This window comes from Staphylococcus sp. EG-SA-15, assembly GCF_017151895.1.
Lineage (GTDB): Bacteria > Bacillota > Bacilli > Staphylococcales > Staphylococcaceae > Staphylococcus > Staphylococcus aureus.
Map to the genome: position 1 here is coordinate 22,146 of NZ_JACVZN010000014.1, position 18,372 is coordinate 40,517.

Annotated in this window: 14 protein-coding genes; 7 read left to right on the top strand and 7 right to left on the bottom strand. The window is 32.7% G+C overall.

Annotated features, from left to right (window positions below; all coding sequences use genetic code 11):
- Positions 1–101: 101 nt before the first annotated feature.
- The 4 genes from IDG64_RS07845 to gtxA all read right to left on the bottom strand — a co-directional run bounded on the left by IDG64_RS07845 (position 102) and on the right by gtxA (position 4,953).
- A complete protein-coding gene (locus IDG64_RS07845) occupies positions 102–1,835 on the bottom strand; it encodes an ABC transporter ATP-binding protein (RefSeq protein WP_000486495.1) in 1,734 nt (577 codons plus the stop codon).
- 24 nt (positions 1,836–1,859) lie between these two features.
- Positions 1,860–3,623 carry an ABC transporter ATP-binding protein gene (locus IDG64_RS07850; protein ID WP_001064837.1) on the bottom strand — a complete coding sequence of 588 codons (1,764 nt, stop codon included), beginning with the start codon at positions 3,621–3,623 and terminating at the stop codon, positions 1,860–1,862.
- Positions 3,624–4,325: 702 nt separating this feature from the next.
- Entirely contained in the window at positions 4,326–4,433 is a 108-nt protein-coding gene (locus tag IDG64_RS07855; protein ID WP_000482652.1) for a type I toxin-antitoxin system Fst family toxin, read from the bottom strand.
- A gap of 133 nt (positions 4,434–4,566) precedes the next feature.
- Positions 4,567–4,953 carry a flippase GtxA gene (gene gtxA, locus IDG64_RS07860; RefSeq protein ID WP_000779357.1) on the bottom strand — a complete coding sequence of 129 codons (387 nt, stop codon included), beginning with the start codon at positions 4,951–4,953 and terminating at the stop codon, positions 4,567–4,569.
- A 267-nt stretch (positions 4,954–5,220) separates the two neighbouring features.
- Between gtxA and IDG64_RS07865 the strand changes: the two genes are divergently transcribed.
- The 3 genes from IDG64_RS07865 to IDG64_RS07875 all read left to right on the top strand — a co-directional run bounded on the left by IDG64_RS07865 (position 5,221) and on the right by IDG64_RS07875 (position 8,475).
- Entirely contained in the window at positions 5,221–6,363 is a 1,143-nt protein-coding gene (locus IDG64_RS07865; protein WP_001176863.1) for a glycerate kinase, read from the top strand.
- 59 nt (positions 6,364–6,422) lie between these two features.
- On the top strand, positions 6,423–7,082 hold the full coding sequence (locus tag IDG64_RS07870) for a membrane protein (RefSeq protein ID WP_000831298.1): 660 nt from the start codon (positions 6,423–6,425) through the stop codon (positions 7,080–7,082).
- Positions 7,083–7,263: 181 nt separating this feature from the next.
- Positions 7,264–8,475, top strand: coding sequence for a putative multidrug effflux MFS transporter TcaB (locus tag IDG64_RS07875; RefSeq protein ID WP_001192075.1), 1,212 nt, complete (start codon positions 7,264–7,266; stop codon positions 8,473–8,475).
- Positions 8,476–8,597: 122 nt separating this feature from the next.
- On the opposite strand, the gene IDG64_RS07880 is transcribed toward IDG64_RS07875, so the two are convergent.
- Positions 8,598–9,071 carry a GyrI-like domain-containing protein gene (locus IDG64_RS07880; protein WP_000456489.1) on the bottom strand — a complete coding sequence of 158 codons (474 nt, stop codon included), beginning with the start codon at positions 9,069–9,071 and terminating at the stop codon, positions 8,598–8,600.
- A 112-nt stretch (positions 9,072–9,183) separates the two neighbouring features.
- Between IDG64_RS07880 and IDG64_RS07885 the strand changes: the two genes are divergently transcribed.
- Positions 9,184–9,840, top strand: a complete 657-nt coding sequence (locus tag IDG64_RS07885; RefSeq protein WP_001080281.1) for a C39 family peptidase — start codon at positions 9,184–9,186, stop codon at positions 9,838–9,840.
- A gap of 62 nt (positions 9,841–9,902) precedes the next feature.
- On the opposite strand, the gene IDG64_RS07890 is transcribed toward IDG64_RS07885, so the two are convergent.
- Positions 9,903–10,709, bottom strand: coding sequence for a metallophosphoesterase (locus IDG64_RS07890; protein WP_000690196.1), 807 nt, complete (start codon positions 10,707–10,709; stop codon positions 9,903–9,905).
- Between the two features lie 285 nt (positions 10,710–10,994).
- Here IDG64_RS07890 and IDG64_RS07895 point away from each other — a divergent pair, with 285 nt between their 5' ends.
- The gene (locus IDG64_RS07895) at positions 10,995–12,404 is read left to right on the top strand and encodes an amino acid permease (protein ID WP_000101538.1); all 1,410 of its coding nucleotides are present in this window, start codon (positions 10,995–10,997) and stop codon (positions 12,402–12,404) included.
- A gap of 136 nt (positions 12,405–12,540) precedes the next feature.
- Positions 12,541–14,619, top strand: coding sequence for a cation:proton antiporter (locus tag IDG64_RS07900; protein ID WP_001185687.1), 2,079 nt, complete (start codon positions 12,541–12,543; stop codon positions 14,617–14,619).
- A 138-nt stretch (positions 14,620–14,757) separates the two neighbouring features.
- Here the strand turns inward: IDG64_RS07900 and IDG64_RS07905 are convergent, their stop codons facing one another.
- Positions 14,758–16,587 (bottom strand): APC family permease, encoded by a 1,830-nt coding sequence (locus IDG64_RS07905; RefSeq protein ID WP_000483051.1) that lies wholly within the window; start codon positions 16,585–16,587, stop codon positions 14,758–14,760.
- Positions 16,588–16,818: 231 nt separating this feature from the next.
- Here IDG64_RS07905 and IDG64_RS07910 point away from each other — a divergent pair, with 231 nt between their 5' ends.
- Positions 16,819–18,315 (top strand): serine hydrolase FLP, encoded by a 1,497-nt coding sequence (locus IDG64_RS07910; protein WP_000208565.1) that lies wholly within the window; start codon positions 16,819–16,821, stop codon positions 18,313–18,315.
- The last annotated feature ends 57 nt before the right edge of the window (positions 18,316–18,372 follow it).

Consider the following 18,372-nt stretch of genomic DNA (forward strand, 5'->3'; position numbering starts at 1 on the left):
CCAAATCCCCTCACTATTGCCCTAGTGAGGGGATTTATTTTGCTGTTGATTATCTATCACCCTTTTTATTTCCAAATTCTGATTCCATATTAAACTATTATTTATAATTTCCAGCCTGCTGATTTACTTTTTATTCTTATAAAGTCTTGATACATTCCTGGTTTTCGAATTAATTCATCATGACTACCTTTTTGAATTATTTCACCTTCATTGAGCACTATAATCTGATCTGCATTTTTAATAGTTTCAACTTTATGTGCAATTGTAATTACTGTTTTGCCTTTACTTAATTCATTAATTGCCGTTTGAATCAGCTGTTCATTTTCAGGGTCAATACTTGCAGTTGCTTCATCTAAAATAATTATTGGTGCATCTTTTAATATCGCCCTAGCAATAGAAATCCTTTGCTTTTCTCCACCAGATAAATTACTACCTTTTTCATTTAGCATTGTTTGATATCCCTCAGGTAATGACATGATGAAGTCGTGGCAACATGCTTGCTTCGCTGCACGAATAATTTCTTCTTTCGTTGCACCTGGATTGCCAAACAATATGTTATTTTCAATCGTATCATTAAATAAATACACCTTTTGAAATACTGCACTAATTTTCGACATTAACGTACTTAATGTCATATCTTTAATATCAACACCATCGATGCGAATATTTCCATCATCGATATCATAAAAGCGCAAGAGTAAGTGACATAATGTAGATTTCCCACTTCCTGAAGGTCCAATTATTGCTGTTGATGTTTGTGTAGGTATCTCAAAATTCACATTCTTTATCACTTGTTTATCATCATATGAAAAATTCACGTTTTGAAAAGCGATATTTTCATTTTTAATCGTCAAATTTTTTCCATTCTCATCCAGTTCTGGAGCATTTTTTATCTTTTCAATATCATCTATCGTCATATCTATCATTTCAAGTACGTGTGCAGCACTATTAATATTTTCAACACTATCAAATATCACAAATGAAAAAATTGAAATCATAATAAGGGTAGGTAAATCAATACTATGATTCATATATAATAAGCATGCAACTAATACAATCATTATTGAAACAACTTTTAAACTAAGTAAATGCAATAAATTGAATGGGATATATTGCATTTCTATTTTTGTATTTATACGTTTACTTTCATTGACTGCTTGGTTAAAACTTTTAAGACTCGTATTTTCTTTCGCGAATGATTTTATTACTTGAATACCACGAATAACCTCCAATACCTTTTCCACTAATTGGTTTTGTACATTATGATACGCTGGCGCATTTTGTCGACTCTTTCTTTCTAATAATTGAATCGCAAAAAATGATAGTAATACGCCAATGCATGCTAATAATGATACTTGCCACGAAACTACAAGTAGAGACAATATGAGTACTGTAATTAATATGTATCCATTAACAACAACGTCCACCATTTTCATAGCAAAGTTTTCTAAAAAGGTTAAATCTGTTGTTACTATTGTTGTTAACTCATTTGAATGATGCGAATTAAAATAACCTAACCTTACATTTTTCAATTTATCCCCTATATCTAAACGTTCTTTCGCACTCATTTCATAAGCGATGCTCTCATGGCTTTTGCTTTTGAAATATGCTGTAATAAATCGTCCAATCACTAATAAAACCATGATAATTACAACATTCAATATATCTTTCATATAAATAGGTTTATGAGATAGCACATTATTAAATATTTTTGCAGCTAAAAAGATAGGTAACGCAATAAAAATAGCATTTAAAAATGACATGCTAAATCCTAAAATCATTCTTGCTTTATATGGTCTTATCCAGTTTAAAATTTTAAATGTAATTTGAAACATATTTGACCTCCTTTTCTCATTAGTTTAATTATGTCCAGTATTGATTCCCCAATCTTTTGTATGCATATGCATATCCCACATATTTTTGTAATGAGCTTCTAATTTTAGCAACAATTGATGTGAGCCTTTCTCCAAAATTTGTTGTTTACCTAAAACAATAATTTGATCTGCATGTTGAATCGTAGATAACCGATGTGCAATAACAATCAATGTTTTATCCTGCGTCAACACATTTAATGCTTCTTGAATTTTTTGTTCGTTGTCTGGATCAACGTAAGCAGTCGCTTCATCTAATACAATGATAGGCGCATCTTTTAATATCATTCTTGCAATAGTGACTCGTTGTTTTTCACCACCAGACAATTTATCTCCCACTGTACCAACATTCGTATCATATCCATCTGGCAACTTTTCAATAAATTCATGACATTGTGCTAACTTGGCAGCTTTTTCAACTGCCTCATCCGTAGCTTCTGGATTGCCAAGTTTAATATTTTCTTTAAAAGTAAGATTTAATAAAAAGTTATCTTGTCCAACAAAACCAACTAAATCGTTAAGTTGTTTCGATTCAATATCTTTTATATTTATACCGCCAATCGTAATTTCACCTGAAGTCACATCCCAGTATCGTGATATAAGCTTGGCAATGGTTGACTTACCGCTACCAGATGCCCCGACGATAGCTGTGAAATTATTTTCTGGTACTGTAAATGATAAATGCTTAAAGACCAGATCGTCCTTATCTTTGTTATATGAAAATCCAACATTATTAAAAGCAATTTCATAATGTTGAGGCTTCTTAAATTTTGTTGACAATACTAACTCTTCTAGACTTAATATTTGATTCACTTCAGTTAATGCGTATTGTATAGACTTTAAATGATTTACATAATTAGTAAAATTCTTAATCGGTGCTACTACACCTAAAGATAATACGATGCATAGGAAAAATTCCGCATAGTTTAATTGGTTGATAGATATCAAATACATGCCGACCGGTAAAATCCCTAAAAATGTTGAAGGTAATACACTAGCTCCTAAATTCATATACCCCCATGTATTTTTAAACCAATTCAAAGTGTGAATCTTATAATTATCTACTGCATCTTTATATTTTTTATATGAACTTTGAGATTGATTAAATGTTTTAATTACCTCAATGCCTTCGATAAACTCTACAATCGCGCTATTCATATAATTATTCGATTTCATTTGTTCAGCATATGTCTCATTAAATCCAGACATAACTTTTTTAAAAGCGAAAATTGAAATTGGTATCGTTACTAATAAGGCACTAGCCATACGCCAATCAATGAGCATTATGTATAAAAAGATAGCAGCTGACAAAAGTAAGTTTCCTATAACTTCAGGAATCATATGTGCTAAAGGTAATTCTATTGTTTCAACCTTATCGACAAATATATTTTTTAATTCACCTATTTTCTTAGATTCCACTACGCCTAAAGGGAGACGCATTAATTTTTGAGCTAATTTTTTACGAATTTCAGATAAAATTTCATATGCCGTAATATGTGATAGCATCGTTGACGCTCCAAAACAACACACTTGTGAAATATAAGCGATTAAAGCAATAAAGATATAAACCATAATCGAATTAATCGTATATGTATTGTTAATCATCATTAAAATAATTTTAAATACTGCCCAATAAGGAACTAATCCAGAAAAGACACTGATGATAGACAACAAAATTGATAACATAATTTTCCATTTACTATCAGAAGCAAATCCGCTGAGTATCTTTATCCAATTTGTCTGATTGTTCATCGTATATGTAACTCCTTTCAATTAATAATCTAAATTAAGCCGCTTATATTATTTATTTCACTGGATGATATACATAATATAAATTTGTTATTTGTTAAAAATTAATACTTATTACAAGTACATCATATATTAGTTGATAACGATTATCAATGTCGCGTGGATTTGTGACACATTTCTTTTAAAAATTCACAAGGTTATGGGGCAGAAATGATAAAGAGCCACTAATGATTTATTATGTAATGATTCTTTATCCTTAGCCACAGCTAATATGTACTTAAAAATAGGAATACATGAGTAAAACTCTATGTTGGGACTCCGCCAACTTGCACATTATTGTAAGCTGACTTTCCGCCAGCTACTGTGTTGGGGCCCCGCCAACTTGCATTGTCTGTAGAAACTGTGGATCCAAATTCTCTATGTTGGGTCCCTGAGTATAGCCTTGTAGAGTCTAGTACATTGATTTGTATCCCAATGTCCCTATAATTGATTATTCGCTTTATCTAATGATCCTATGACTCAACTATTAAATCATTTTTCGAAATACTTAATTCTAATATAATTAAATTCATTTATTGTAATATTACAAAATACATTGCACACCTTGTTTATCAATGCTATAATTAATTACATAATAAATTGAACATCTAAATACACCAAATCCCCTCACTACTGCCATAGTGAGGGGATTTATTTAGGTGTTGGTTATTTGTCACCTTTTTTATTGTTGCGCGTTCGTAACCAATGTGCAAAAAACGCAACAAGACAGCCGCTTAAAGCTGAAGTCATGATGTTAATTAATAAATTGAACATCCATCATACACCTCCTCTCTGCGTTAAAGTAACGCCCGAGATGTTAGGCGACCATTATATTATATCATTTATTTATTATATTTCACGCAATATTAAAGTTCGAATAAAGCGTTTTTTAGTGGTTTACGCTACTTTAATTACTATCTTTTAAAATCCATTTAGATAATACAAATGTGATGGGTATCGTAATCACTAAACCTGCAAATGGCGCAATTTCCGCTGGCAAATTTAGCCAGGATACAAAAACATATAATAAAACTGTTTGTAAGCTTACGTTGACAATCTGCGTAATTGGAAAACTAATGAATTTTCTCCAAGTAGGTTTTACCCTGTAAACAAAATAACAATTCAAATAATACGAAATCATAAAAGCGACTAGAAATCCGGTAATATGACTAATCATATATTCAATGTGTAATAATTTTAACAGCAATAAATAGACAACATAATAATTTAACGTATTAATGCCGCCAACAATGATAAATTTTAAAATTTCAGCATGCGTTTGTGTTAGTTTCATATGTGTAACTCCTCAACATCAAAATATATGTATAGCTACGTTCTCCAACATACTCGAATATGCGAGCCAATCCGCTTCACTTCAAATTTACTTATTTCAACCTTTATACCCTTTCACAGCAAATTTAGTCTCTTTCCTCTCATCCTTATACGCCATTATAATGTAACTGATTTATCGCGTGACTCATTAGCACTATAGAGATTACTTTAGTTCACTAGTAATTTTATATACAATAAGAGCGACAACAGTAATGAGAGGATGTCTACTATGCAATTACAAAAAATTGTCATCGCTCCTGACTCATTTAAGGAAAGTATGACCGCACAGCAAGTTGGCAATATTATAAAACAGGCATTTACTAATGTTTATGGGAATACCCTTCATTATGATATCATTCCGATGGCTGATGGTGGTGAAGGTACCACAGATGCTTTAATGCATGCAACAGGTGCCACTAAGTATACAGTCATCGTTAATGACCCTTTAATGCGACCTATTGAAGCATGTTATGCACGCGCAGACGAACAACAAATTGCAATTATTGAAATGGCGGCAGCGTCAGGTTTGGATTTATTAGAAAAAGAGGAACGTAATCCTTTATACACATCATCATATGGTACCGGTGAACTAATTAAAGATGCATTAAATCATGGTGCTAAGACCATTATTTTAGGGATTGGTGGCAGTGCAACAAATGATGGTGGTACAGGTATGCTAAGTGCACTAGGCGTAAAGTTTACTGATGTAAACGGGGACTTATTACAAATGAATGGTGCTAATCTTGCTCACATTGCACAAATCGATATAACCAATCTAGATTCGCGATTAAAAGAGGTGACCTTTAAAGTGGCCTGTGATGTTTCAAATCCTTTATTGGGTGAAAATGGTGCTACCTATATTTATGGTCCTCAAAAAGGCGCTGATGCAAAGATGATACCAAAGTTGGATTTCGCAATGTCGCATTATCATGATAAGATAAAAATGTGCACAGGAAAGTCCGTTAATCAAATACCAGGTTCTGGTGCAGCTGGCGGTATGGGCGCAGCATTATTAGCGTTTTGTGAGACAACTTTAACAAAAGGTATTGATGTCGTCTTTGACATTACAGATTTTCATCAAAGAATTAAAGATGCAGACCTCGTTATTACTGGAGAAGGACGCATGGATTATCAGACCATCTTTGGTAAAACACCCGTAGGCGTTGCGTTAGCTGCAAAACAATATCATATTCCTGTCATCGCGATTTGTGGCAGTCTAGGCGAAAATTATCAACATGTTTACGATTTCGGTATTGATAGTGCCTATTCTATAATCTCTTCACCTAGCACTTTAGAAGATGTCCTACAAAATAGCGAACAAAATTTATTAAACACTGCAACTGACATTGCTCGTATTCTGAAATTACAATAATGTCAAAGTAAATCATCAGCTTTATTATTTGCAGTTAAAACTTGAATGAGGTGAAACCCATGAAAAGAACTGATAAATACCGTGATTCATATCAATACGACAATCAAAACCAAAATCATCGTCGTCAATCTGAAGACGCATCGTATAGACAACAATATGCTAAAGGCGATCCTGAAGAACACCCGGAACGATACTATAATGGTAGAGATTATCGAAGAGAACAAATTCTTGAAGAAGAAAACGAGAAATCCCGCCGTTCAAAAAAATGGTTATATATCATTATTGCCATTCTCTTAATTATTGTCGCTATTTTTGTCACACGCGCCTTACTTAACAATGATAGCGATAAAGTTAGTAATGACCCTAAAGTCTCTCAAAATTATAAAAAACAAGTTGAAAATCAAGACGGCCAAATTAACCAGCAAGTAGATAATGCTAAAGAAAATATTAAAAACAACCAAAAAACTGATGACATTATTAAAAATTTACAAAATCAAATCGACAACTTGAAGCAGCAAGAACAAAACAAAGCTGATTCTAAGCTAACTCAATTTTATCAAGACCAAATCAACAAATTGACAGAGGCAAATAATGCACTTAAAAACAATGCAAGCCAAGGTAAAATTGAAAGCATGTTAAATGATATTAATACAAAATTCGACAGTATTAAATCTAAATTAGAAAGCTTATTTAAAGATGACAATGGTGGCGCTAATTAATTATTACACCTGCTTTGATGATAAACATTAATTCCCTATACTTTATCTGTATCACTACGTTATTCGTGATGATGCATTAAGAGTATAGGGATTTTTTATATAAACTTGTATTCTAACTACATACAAATACACACAAAACGTATATAATTTATATAATTATATCATTTAAAGGAGTCTGATCATGCAATCAACGAAAACCAAAACGAAGCATTTTTCATTTTTATTGCTAATTACGTTAGGCGTCATGACCGCTTTTGGCCCACTAACTATAGATATGTACGTACCATCATTACCTAAAGTGCAAGGTGATTTTGGTTCTACTACATCAGAAATTCAATTAACATTATCATTCACAATGATTGGTCTTGCACTAGGCCAATTTATCTTTGGACCTTTATCCGATGCTTTTGGTCGCAAACGGATTGCTGTATCCATTTTGATCATTTTCATTTTGGTATCAGGTTTGTCTATGTTTGTTGATCAATTGCCATTATTCTTAACTTTACGATTTATTCAAGGTTTAACTGGTGGTGGCGTCATCGTGATTGCAAAAGCCTCTGCTGGTGATAAATTTAGTGGCAACGCACTCGCTAAATTTTTAGCATCTTTAATGGTAGTTAATGGCATCATCACTATTCTTGCACCATTAGCCGGTGGATTAGCTTTATCCGTAGCAACATGGCGTTCTATTTTCACAATTTTAACTATTGTGGCACTCATCATTTTAATTGGCGTCGCTTCTCAATTACCTAAAACATCTAAAGATGAATTAAAGCAGGTGAATTTTAGTAGCGTCATTAAAGATTTTGGAAGTCTTTTGAAAAAACCAGCATTTATTATTCCAATGCTATTACAAGGTTTAACTTATGTAATGCTATTTAGTTATTCATCTGCATCGCCATTTATTACTCAAAAATTGTATAATATGACACCCCAACAATTTAGTATCATGTTTGCTGTTAACGGTGTAGGTTTAATCATTGTCAGTCAAGTCGTTGCTTTATTAGTAGAAAAATTACATCGCCACATATTATTAATCATTTTAACTATTATACAAGTGGTAGGTGTTGCTTTAATTATCCTGACACTTACATTCCATTTACCACTTTGGGTCTTACTCATCGCATTCTTCTTAAATGTGTGTCCTGTGACGTCAATTGGACCGCTTGGTTTCACAATGGCTATGGAAGAACGAACAGGTGGCAGTGGTAACGCATCAAGTTTACTTGGCTTATTCCAATTTATCTTAGGTGGCGCTGTTGCACCATTAGTTGGCTTAAAAGGCGAATTTAATACATCACCATATATGATTATTATCTTCATTACAGCCATTCTATTAGTCAGTCTACAAATCATTTACTTTAAAATGATTAAAAAGCAACATGTCGCATAACACTTCAACATAATTAGAACCCTAGCAAAGATATCTATCTTTGTCAGGGTTCTTCTTTATGAATTATGAGATCGAATCTTCAACTAAAATTACGCCTTCATAGCAAGGACATTTCTATTCAATCACCCTTTAACAGGCATCCAAATTTCTGTAATATATTTTTCACTTGTAGTATCACCATCCTGATACAACTCAAAAAATGGTGCTGATTTTACCGTATCTGCTTGATATTGATGTATGTAGTGATGAACCTCTTCCATTTTTTGTTGAACTGCTTTAGGTACTGCGCCCTGTGCTTCAAATACCATATACTTTGAACTTGCTAATGTTATGACATCATATTTTTCAATATCAGCACTATTATCTCCGGTAACTGCAATCATATATGACATCTTGCCGTCTAATTCAGGTATACATAAGCCAAGTATCCCGGCTAAATCACCATTATTTTTTAACTGTAAATCCGCAATTACTCCCTCTTGATAACATCTTTGCCAAAACCCTGCTATATGTTGCTGAGCCTGTCGTCCATTTTCATACGTTTCTTTAATACCTACTAACGTTAACGACGCAAGTTGTTGTAATTGATATTCCATTTTATCACTCCATTAATTTTATTCACTCATGTAAAACATATGTTTAGGACATTTTGCATTGACGCTATATAATTATATTAAATATTTATTGAATCAATGCGAGGACTATATTATGAACCGAAAAATATTACCAGTTAAACCTATCAGTCAGCTATTTCCTATCCCTATGGTCATGGGGTGTGAAGGTGTTTCCGCAGCCATGATGTTGCAATACAATAACCAACATATCCCTGCTACAGAAATTATGAGACATTGGCCGACACATCCGAACAATCCACATAAAGGTTATGTTGGACATCACTTATTCATTAAGCTTGGCAATTATCATCAAACGATATTTCCAGAAGCATATGTACCATTTTTACAAAAATACAATCCTAATATCGTAGACGGCACTGGTAAATCCTTAGAAGATCTTAAAGGTATTATCGATCAAGGTCAACCTGTGTTAATATACCATACTAATCTTGGTTCTAAACCATTACTACGTGTTTTCCGCTTTGATAACAAGCCAGCGAAACAAGTTTCAAATATTCACGTAACGTTACTCATTGGGTACGATGATTACTATTACTATTATATCGATCCACTTTGGAGTCATATTCGTCGTGGCCTAGTTTTACCTGCCATCATTCCAAATCGCAAACAAATTATTAAAATTCGTAAAGAGAAAATGGAATACAGCTTTAATTCACCAGGAAGAAAGTGCATTTATGTGCAACCACATTCATATACAATTGAAAATCAACAACAAAATAAACACACGTAAGTAAACACATTACTCGCGTGTGTAAAACATAAAATGCGCAAACTGGGTCAGGTTTGCGCATTTTAAATTTCTATTATTTGTATCGTCTCATTTATTTCCTGGTAAATATCTTCTGAACGCCATTGTCTTGGATAGCCTAGACACGGACAGAGATAACATCTGCCATCATCCATCACACTTTTACGAAAATGAACATGGCCCATAATACTATATGGTATATCGAACATCGCATACAAAGGATTGAAATCACTTGTCCCAATAAATGCATTATAAAAATCGAATATACGATGTGGCATAGGAACAATGAAATCAGGGTGCGTCACAACATGTGTGACTAAAATCACTCGTCTATTTCCTACTTCTAATATATCTTTCTTCACTTGTTCAGCCGCTATTTTAGATAAATTTTGATCTGATATGCCCCAAGATATTCGTTCTTTATCTTGCCAAGTCGCACCATAATGTTTTCCTCTTTGTAACTCAGCTAATGAAAATCGTTGTGCTGCAAAGCTATAATCATACCAACCTGTATGTCCTATTATTGCCCATTCTTCATTTACTATAAATGGTTTTCCTACCAAGCACTGTGACATACTCTTATAATTATTCCAAATGTCTTGCGTAGTCATACTTTCAACTTCCCATAAATCATGGTTTCCAGGAACAAATTTCACAGGTATATCTAATTGTTTTGTCAATTGCGTTATAAATTGGTGCGTCAATTGATAATGATTTGAGATATCTCCCGCAATCAACAATATATCCAATTTCTTATACTTAACTATTTCAACCAATGCCTCTAAGTAATCTTCGGATGTTTTTTTATTATGACGATCAATATGCAAATCGGCGATTGTCCCTATCTTCATACCCATACCTTCTTTACTCAAATTAAAATGTTATTTATTATGCCATAGCTTATCTAATATATATAGTTAACTGCTTCATTTAGATGATTATTTTATATTTTTGCATAAAAACTTATATCTTTTCAAAAAATCGATAAGTTTTAGTTATCATACCCTTGCCTATCAAATGTTTTTTCTTATATTTAAAAAAATAATTGCTTTATTAAATGGATTTCTTTAGTATTTATAATTAAGAAAACGCTTACACACAACTTTTTTATTTGCTTTATCCTGAGGAGGAAAATTATGGCAAGAAAATTGCATAGAGAGTTGAATAACAGACACATCCAATTGATAGCAATTGGGGGCGCAATTGGAACTGGGTTATTCCTAGGATCAGGTCAAACAATATCTTTAACTGGTCCATCACTGTTATTCACATACATGATTATTGGGGTTGTACTATTCGCTTTTATGCGCGCATTAGGCGAATTGTTGTTGAGCAATACAAGATTTAATTCATTTGTTGATATTGCAAATGAATATTTAGGCCCTTTTGGTGGCTTTGTCATTGGCTGGACTTACTGGTTATGTTGGATTGTATCAAGTATGTCAGACCTAACTGCGATGGGACAATACTTTGCATTTTGGTATCCACAAGTCCCAAATTGGATTACCGTGCTATTTATTGTTTTAATCTTGATTAGCTTCAACTTATTAGGTGCCAGATTATTTGGTGAACTGGAGTTTTGGTTCTCTATTATTAAAGTTGTCACAATTATTGCGATGGTTATCGTTGGTCTTGTATTAATCTTTTTCTCATTTAAAACACATTATGGACATGCATCATTCACAAACTTAATCAGTCACGGTGGCATGTTCCCTGGTGGAACATTTGGTTTCTTAATGTCATTCCAAATTGCTGTATATTCATTCATTGGTATTGAACTTATAGGTGTAACTGCTGGTGAAACGAAAGATCCTGAAAAAACCTTACCGAAAGCAATTAATAATGTACCTATCCGTATTTTATTATTCTATATCGGTGGTCTATTAGTAATTATGTCAGTCATACCTTGGAATGATATCGATCCAAATAGTAGCCCTTTCGTTAAACTCTTTACATTAATCGGCGTACCATTTGCAGCAGGTGTCGTTAACTTTGTCGTGCTAACTGCCGCGGCCTCTGCTACAAATAGTGGTATCTATTCGAATAGTCGTATCTTATTCGGACTGTCACAACAAGGGTTAGGTCCTAAAGTTTTAAATAAAACGAATAGTCATGGCGTGCCTTATTTATCAATGTTAGTTTCATCAATTGCATTACTTATAGCAGCCTTGTTAAACTACATTTTCCCTAATGCAATTCAACTATTCATATACGTTACAACGTTATCAACTGTGTTGTTTTTAGTTGTTTGGGCAATGATTATTGTTGCTTATCTAATGTATTTGAAAAAGCATCCTGAGGCACATAAAAACAGTAAATTTAAGTTGATTGGTGGTAAGCCTATTGCTTACATTATTCTAGCGTTCTTCTTCTTTGTATTCATTTTATTATTCTTTAGTGACGAAACAAGAGCAGCTATTTATATTTCGCCATTCTGGTTTATATTTTTATTTTTCTTTTATAAAAAATACAAAACGAATGCTGAAAAGCTCGCGTATGAACAACGACAAAATGACAGCGGTCATTTCAGATATGACAATCAATAATTTAAACATCTCGCTCTAGTATCAGTTCAACCGATACTAGAGTTTTTTGAAAATAACTTCATTTTATCAATATATCTATGTCATTATGCCTTAAAAGTGATAAAATATTAACTATTAAAATTTTGAGGAGTATTGTATGGCACTATTAGAAGCATTTTTAATTTTTATTTTTGCTGTGATTATTAGTTCGGTTATCAATAATCGATTCCCGCAAATTCCTACTGCCTTTATTCAAATTGCATTAGGTGTCGTTATTTTCATTATTCCAATACAAGTTGATTTCCAATTCAATTCTGAAGTATTTATGTTTGCTGTTATCGCGCCACTACTTTTTGTGGAAGGTACCCACGTCTCTCGAACAAAATTATTAGAATATCGTAAACCTATACTATTAATGTCAATGGCACTAGTGTTTGCAACTGTAGTCGGTGTTGGCTATTTTATACATTGGATTTGGCCTGCCTTACCAATGCCAGCCGCTTTTGCAATAGCAGCAATTTTATGTCCTACTGATGCAGTAGCAGTATCTGCTATTACACGCGGAAAATTATTACCTAAAGGTTCTATGACGATTTTAGAAGGTGAATCTTTACTCAATGATGCAGCAGGTATCATTTCATTTAAAATTGCTGTTACTGCATTAGTAACTGGTACCTTTTCATTATTCCAAGCTGTTGAACAATTTATCATTTCAACAATACTAGGTGTACTTATTGGTGCAATTATTGGATTCGTTGTCGTTAGAATACGTATAGACTTAACCGCTAATAAAGGTTTAAAAGATAACAATACCTTAACTTTTATTCAATTATTAACTCCTTTTGTCGTATACTTTTTAGCAGAAGAAGTTCATGCTTCAGGTATCATTGCAGTTGTAATCGCAGGTCTAATCCATGGTTTAGAACGCGACCGTTTAATTAGAGCACAAACGGAACTACAAATGAATTACCATCAAATTTGGAACACATTTAGTTATGCCTTAAATGGTTTTGTATTTGTTGTATTAGGTTTTATGATTCCTACTGTAGTCATAGATATTTTCCAAACAGAGCCGGACAACTTTTCATTTTTAATATTGATCACTATATTAATCGCTATTGCAATTTATGCATGTCGATTTGTTTGGGTTTATTTCTGGTACAAAGATTTTTATTTCCCGAAAAATATACAATCTTATCTAGACGAGGAACATGATTCACATGAAACACCACCTTCTCGTGTGCGTTACGCATTTATTATGACCATGTGTGGTATTCACGGTACAATTTCACTTTCAATGGCACTTACATTACCATTTATCATTACAAAAGGACAAGCATTCGAATACCGTAATGATTTATTGTTTATTGCATCTTTCATGGTATTAATTAGTTTAATCTTAGCGCAAATTGTTTTACCTTTAATTACACCATCTGCCGAAGATACTACTTTTAAAGGTATGACTTATCAATCTGCCAAAATTTTCATTGTTCAAAAAGTGATCCAGCATTTTAAAAACGAAAGTAAAAAAGACAAAAACGATACAAATTATCGCCCAGTTTTAAACCAATACTATGGAGAATTATTATTTTTATTAAATTCAGAACCTGATAATCAAAATACAAAAGAACTCAAACGTTTAGAAGATATTGCAAAAGTAATCGAAACATCTACACTTGAGCGTTTAATTGATAAAGGTAAGGCAACATATCAGGATATTAATAATTACCGCAATATTGTCGAATTAACAGAGACACACCGTACTGCTTCATTTGTTGAAAAATTTGCAAACTTCTTCAAGATGTTATGGCTTAGACTTAAAGCGATGAAGCACTACAAAGCCTTAAATAAAGAATCTAAGAAGCAAGAATTTGAAAATTCATTCAAAGATGTTCAAAAAATTATGCGTATTGTGAATCACAATATTATTTTACGCTTAAAAGAAGAACAAAATAGTACAAATGTACTTGAAGTTAGCTTAGTCATTAATCATTACTATGATATGAGTCGCTCATTAAAGTGGCGTGCACAACGTCGAAAAGAACGTCAAGAAAACAGCAATCAAATCATACCGCAAGCTATGTTCCATAACCACAAATTGGAAGCATTGTACTTACAACGTCATCTTTTAGATGAATTAATTCGCAAAAATAAAATCAACAATATCGTTGCAGCTCAAATTCGAGAAAATATCAATTACAACGAAATTGTCTTGTCTTTACAGTCCAAACATTAAGCAAGACATAACAACACCCCCGTACATATGAGACAAAGTCATTACCATCTCATATGTACGGGGTTTTTATATTCAACATCAAAAAATCGGATTGATGAAAAGTAAATAACCTTTCATCAATCCGATTGATTATAGAATCTATTTTTTAAGTTTAAATGGAATTGTACATACGTTAACATTCTTTTGATAAATTAAATACAATTTCATACGCAAACTAGTTTGATTGTGTAATAAATTATGCCAACGTTTCTTAGTAATAAATTCTGGTATCACTACTGTAATCATATAGTTTTGATCGTTGGCTTTACGATTAATCTTATCGATAAAACGTGAAATTGGTCGTATAATACTGCGATATTCCGAGTGTAAAATAACTAATCTTACATCTGGGAAATGACGCTTCCATTTCTCTTGGAATGCTTTTTCATCTTCATCTCCAAATGATACATGTACCGCAATGACATCATTATTTGCAAGCATTTGTGCGTAATAAATAGACTTATCAACTGCAGTTGTAATGCTTGTTATCGGCACAATTGCTAAATTACGATCTACTACTTCTACATTATGAACATCAATGTCAGAACGTAATTGTTCTGCGATATCTCGATAATGTTTGTTAATTTTCAAGAAGAAAATCACCACGAACGGCAAGAAAATAAGTATCGGCCATACTTGGCTAAATTTAGTTATGAGTAAAATCATAAAAACAATAAATGTCACGATACCACCAAGTAAGTTCACAGACAACTTACTTAACCAATTCTTAGGACGTTCATGAATCCATTTAATAACCATACCGAATTGTGCTAGTGTAAATGGAATAAATACACCAACCGCATACAATGGAATTAAATCTTCAGTCATACCATCAAATACAATAATTAAAATAATGGCTAATACACCTAAAATAATAATTGAGTTAGAGTAGCCTAAGCGATCACCTCTAACAGTAAACATTCTAGGCATATATTTATCTTTAGACATTGAAGCCGCTAACATCGGAAAAGCTGTAAATCCAGTGTTGGCTGCTAATACCAAAATCATCACGGTCGTTGCCTGTACAAAATAGAAGGCAGCATTATCACCAAATATTTGCATAGCTAATTGTGATAAAACTGTCGTTTCCGTTTGTGGCATAATTCCATAAACATATGCTAAACCAACGATACCAACTAATAAAAACGCTAAAATTGAACCCATAGCAATTAACGTTTTTACAGCATTATTAGCACTTGGTTCTCTAAAATTGGTTACCGCATTTGAAATAGCTTCAACACCTGTTAATGATGAAGCCCCTGATGAAAATGCTTTTAATAGCAAGAATAATGTTACTCCAGGAACCGCAGTTCCTACTGATGCATGCATATGTGGTTGAATATCTCCTGTCGCCACACGGAAAGTACCTATAAATATTAATATCACTAACCCTATAATGAAAAGATATACTGGATAGGATAATACGGTGGCAGATTCAGTTAAACCACGTAAATTTAATATTAAAATAAAAAGTACAAGTAAACATGCAATCAGTACTTTATGCCCATATAAACTTGGGAATGCAGCAACAAATGCATCAGCACCAGATGATATACTAACAGCGACAGTCAGTATGTAATCGACTAATAATGAGCCTCCTGCAAGCAATCCCCATTTTTCTCCTAAATTGGTCTTGGACACCATATACGCGCCGCCACCTTTAGGATATGCATAAATAATTTGCCTATAAGACATAATTAAAGCAGCTAATAAGATCAGAACAGCACCTGCAATCGGTAAAGTATACCAAGTTGCAACTGCACCCACTACTGATAATGTAATCAGTATTTGTTCGGGACCGTAAGCCACTGAAGATAATGCATCCGACGAAAGAATCGCTAACCCTTTAAACTTCGATATCTTTTCGTCTTTTAGTTCTCTGTTTTTTTTAGGTTGCCCTATAATAAGTCTTTTAAATTGATTGAACATAATCTCCTATTCCTTTTTATAGTTTTTGATGGATATCACTATACGCCTATCTTTCCAAAAAGTATAGAGAGTTAATTAATATTTTTTATGTAATTATACACCTATTAACATATAAGGTGTCAAAAATAATGGTAAATATACCTCTTTAATTAATTTATTCAATAGAACTGGTATAATAAAATAAATCTCATTAGGCACTTAAGTAAATTTAACATATAAAAAGGAACGTTTATGACTACTAAAAAACTGTATTTTCTATCCATTTCTATTATCATTTTAGTCGCCATTTCAATTGCTATATATATAACATTAAATAGCAATACGAAGACACGGTTAACCAATGATTCGCAACAACAAATAGATAAAATTATCGAGCATGATTTACAAAAGGGACACATTCCTGGAGCATCAATTTTAATAGTAAAAAATGGCAAAGTTTTTTTAAATAAAGGTTATGGTTATCAAGATGTTGATAAAAAAGTCAAAGCTTCTCCCACAACAAAGTATGAAATTGCTTCTAATACTAAAGCTTTCACAGGTCTTGCAATTTTAAAATTAGCTCAAGAAGGTCGATTAAACTTAAATGATGACGTATCCAAACATGTGCCTCATTTTAAAATGAACTATAATGGTCAAAATGAAACTATTACGATTAAGCAACTTTTGGCTCAAACAAGTGGTATACCTAGTGATATTACAAGCGAAGACGCCGTAACAAATAAAAATAATCGTTTAAATGATGTAACCCGTGCAATTATGGGTGATGAATTACATCATAAGCCCGGAGAAGAATTTGAATACTCAAATATGAACTATGATTTATTAGGTTTAATTATCCAAAACGTTACGAAGCAATCCTATACAAAATATATTACAAATTCATGGCTCAAGCCTTTGCATATGACACATACATCATTCAAACAAACCAATTACAAATCAAAACATGATGCTATTGGCTATGAATTACAAGGTTCGACACCTGTCGTCTCTAAACCTGAATTTAACCTTTGGGATACACCATCAGCATATATGATGACATCAACTGAAGATTTGGAACATTGGATAAAATTCCAACTTAATCCACCTGATAAATACAAATCATTAGTTCAACAATCACATAAAAATTTATCTTCAACAATTGGTGAACCTAATGCCAATGCATATGCTTCCGGCTGGTTTACCAATAATGATGAACATTTAGTGTTTCATTCAGGAACGCTAGATAACTTTTCATCATTTATTTTACTAAATCCAAAACAAAATTATGGAATTGTTGTACTTGCAAATCTAAATTCGGAATATGTACCCAAATTAGTTGAGCATCTTAATACACAAATTGTAAATCACAAGCGATATTCGACGGTTGCGTCTATGCTCAATCAATATAAAGATCAATTTAATATTGTTACCGTTTTGATGACAACACTTATTTTATTAGCATTTATATTCTCAGCTTATCGTGCTTGGCAAATGCGCCATGGTCAAATTCTTTTGCGTAGATCAAAACGGATTGCTGTATTGAGTTGGTTATCATTATGTATATGTATCGCTTTAGCGCTCATATTATATGCATTACCATATCTCATTCTCGGTAGCAATAATTGGTCTTTTGTACTGACTTGGCTACCAATAGAAATTAAATTAGCACTAATCACAACATTAATTGCATTATTCAGTACATTAATTGTAATTCTGTTATTCCTTCATACAAAGATAACGAAGACATAATAAAAAAGACTTGTTCGAGCCGTGCGTTTGATAATATATCATCCACGATTCGACCAA

Bases quoted from the DNA above. Each gene is read 5' to 3' on its own strand.
- IDG64_RS07895 (WP_000101538.1), top strand. From the start codon at position 10,995: ATGGCAAGAAAATTGCATAGAGAGTTGAATAACAGACACATCCAATTG.
- IDG64_RS07905 (WP_000483051.1), bottom strand. From the start codon at position 16,587: ATGTTCAATCAATTTAAAAGACTTATTATAGGGCAACCTAAAAAAAAC.
- IDG64_RS07855 (WP_000482652.1), bottom strand. From the start codon at position 4,433: ATGTTCAATTTATTAATTAACATCATGACTTCAGCTTTAAGCGGCTGT.
- IDG64_RS07850 (WP_001064837.1), bottom strand. From the start codon at position 3,623: ATGAACAATCAGACAAATTGGATAAAGATACTCAGCGGATTTGCTTCT.
- IDG64_RS07865 (WP_001176863.1), top strand. From the start codon at position 5,221: ATGCAATTACAAAAAATTGTCATCGCTCCTGACTCATTTAAGGAAAGT.
- IDG64_RS07880 (WP_000456489.1), bottom strand. From the start codon at position 9,071: ATGGAATATCAATTACAACAACTTGCGTCGTTAACGTTAGTAGGTATT.
- IDG64_RS07845 (WP_000486495.1), bottom strand. From the start codon at position 1,835: ATGTTTCAAATTACATTTAAAATTTTAAACTGGATAAGACCATATAAA.
- IDG64_RS07900 (WP_001185687.1), top strand. From the start codon at position 12,541: ATGGCACTATTAGAAGCATTTTTAATTTTTATTTTTGCTGTGATTATT.
- IDG64_RS07910 (WP_000208565.1), top strand. From the start codon at position 16,819: ATGACTACTAAAAAACTGTATTTTCTATCCATTTCTATTATCATTTTA.
- IDG64_RS07870 (WP_000831298.1), top strand. From the start codon at position 6,423: ATGAAAAGAACTGATAAATACCGTGATTCATATCAATACGACAATCAA.
- IDG64_RS07890 (WP_000690196.1), bottom strand. From the start codon at position 10,709: ATGAAGATAGGGACAATCGCCGATTTGCATATTGATCGTCATAATAAA.
- IDG64_RS07875 (WP_001192075.1), top strand. From the start codon at position 7,264: ATGCAATCAACGAAAACCAAAACGAAGCATTTTTCATTTTTATTGCTA.
- IDG64_RS07885 (WP_001080281.1), top strand. From the start codon at position 9,184: ATGAACCGAAAAATATTACCAGTTAAACCTATCAGTCAGCTATTTCCT.
- gtxA (WP_000779357.1), bottom strand. From the start codon at position 4,953: ATGAAACTAACACAAACGCATGCTGAAATTTTAAAATTTATCATTGTT.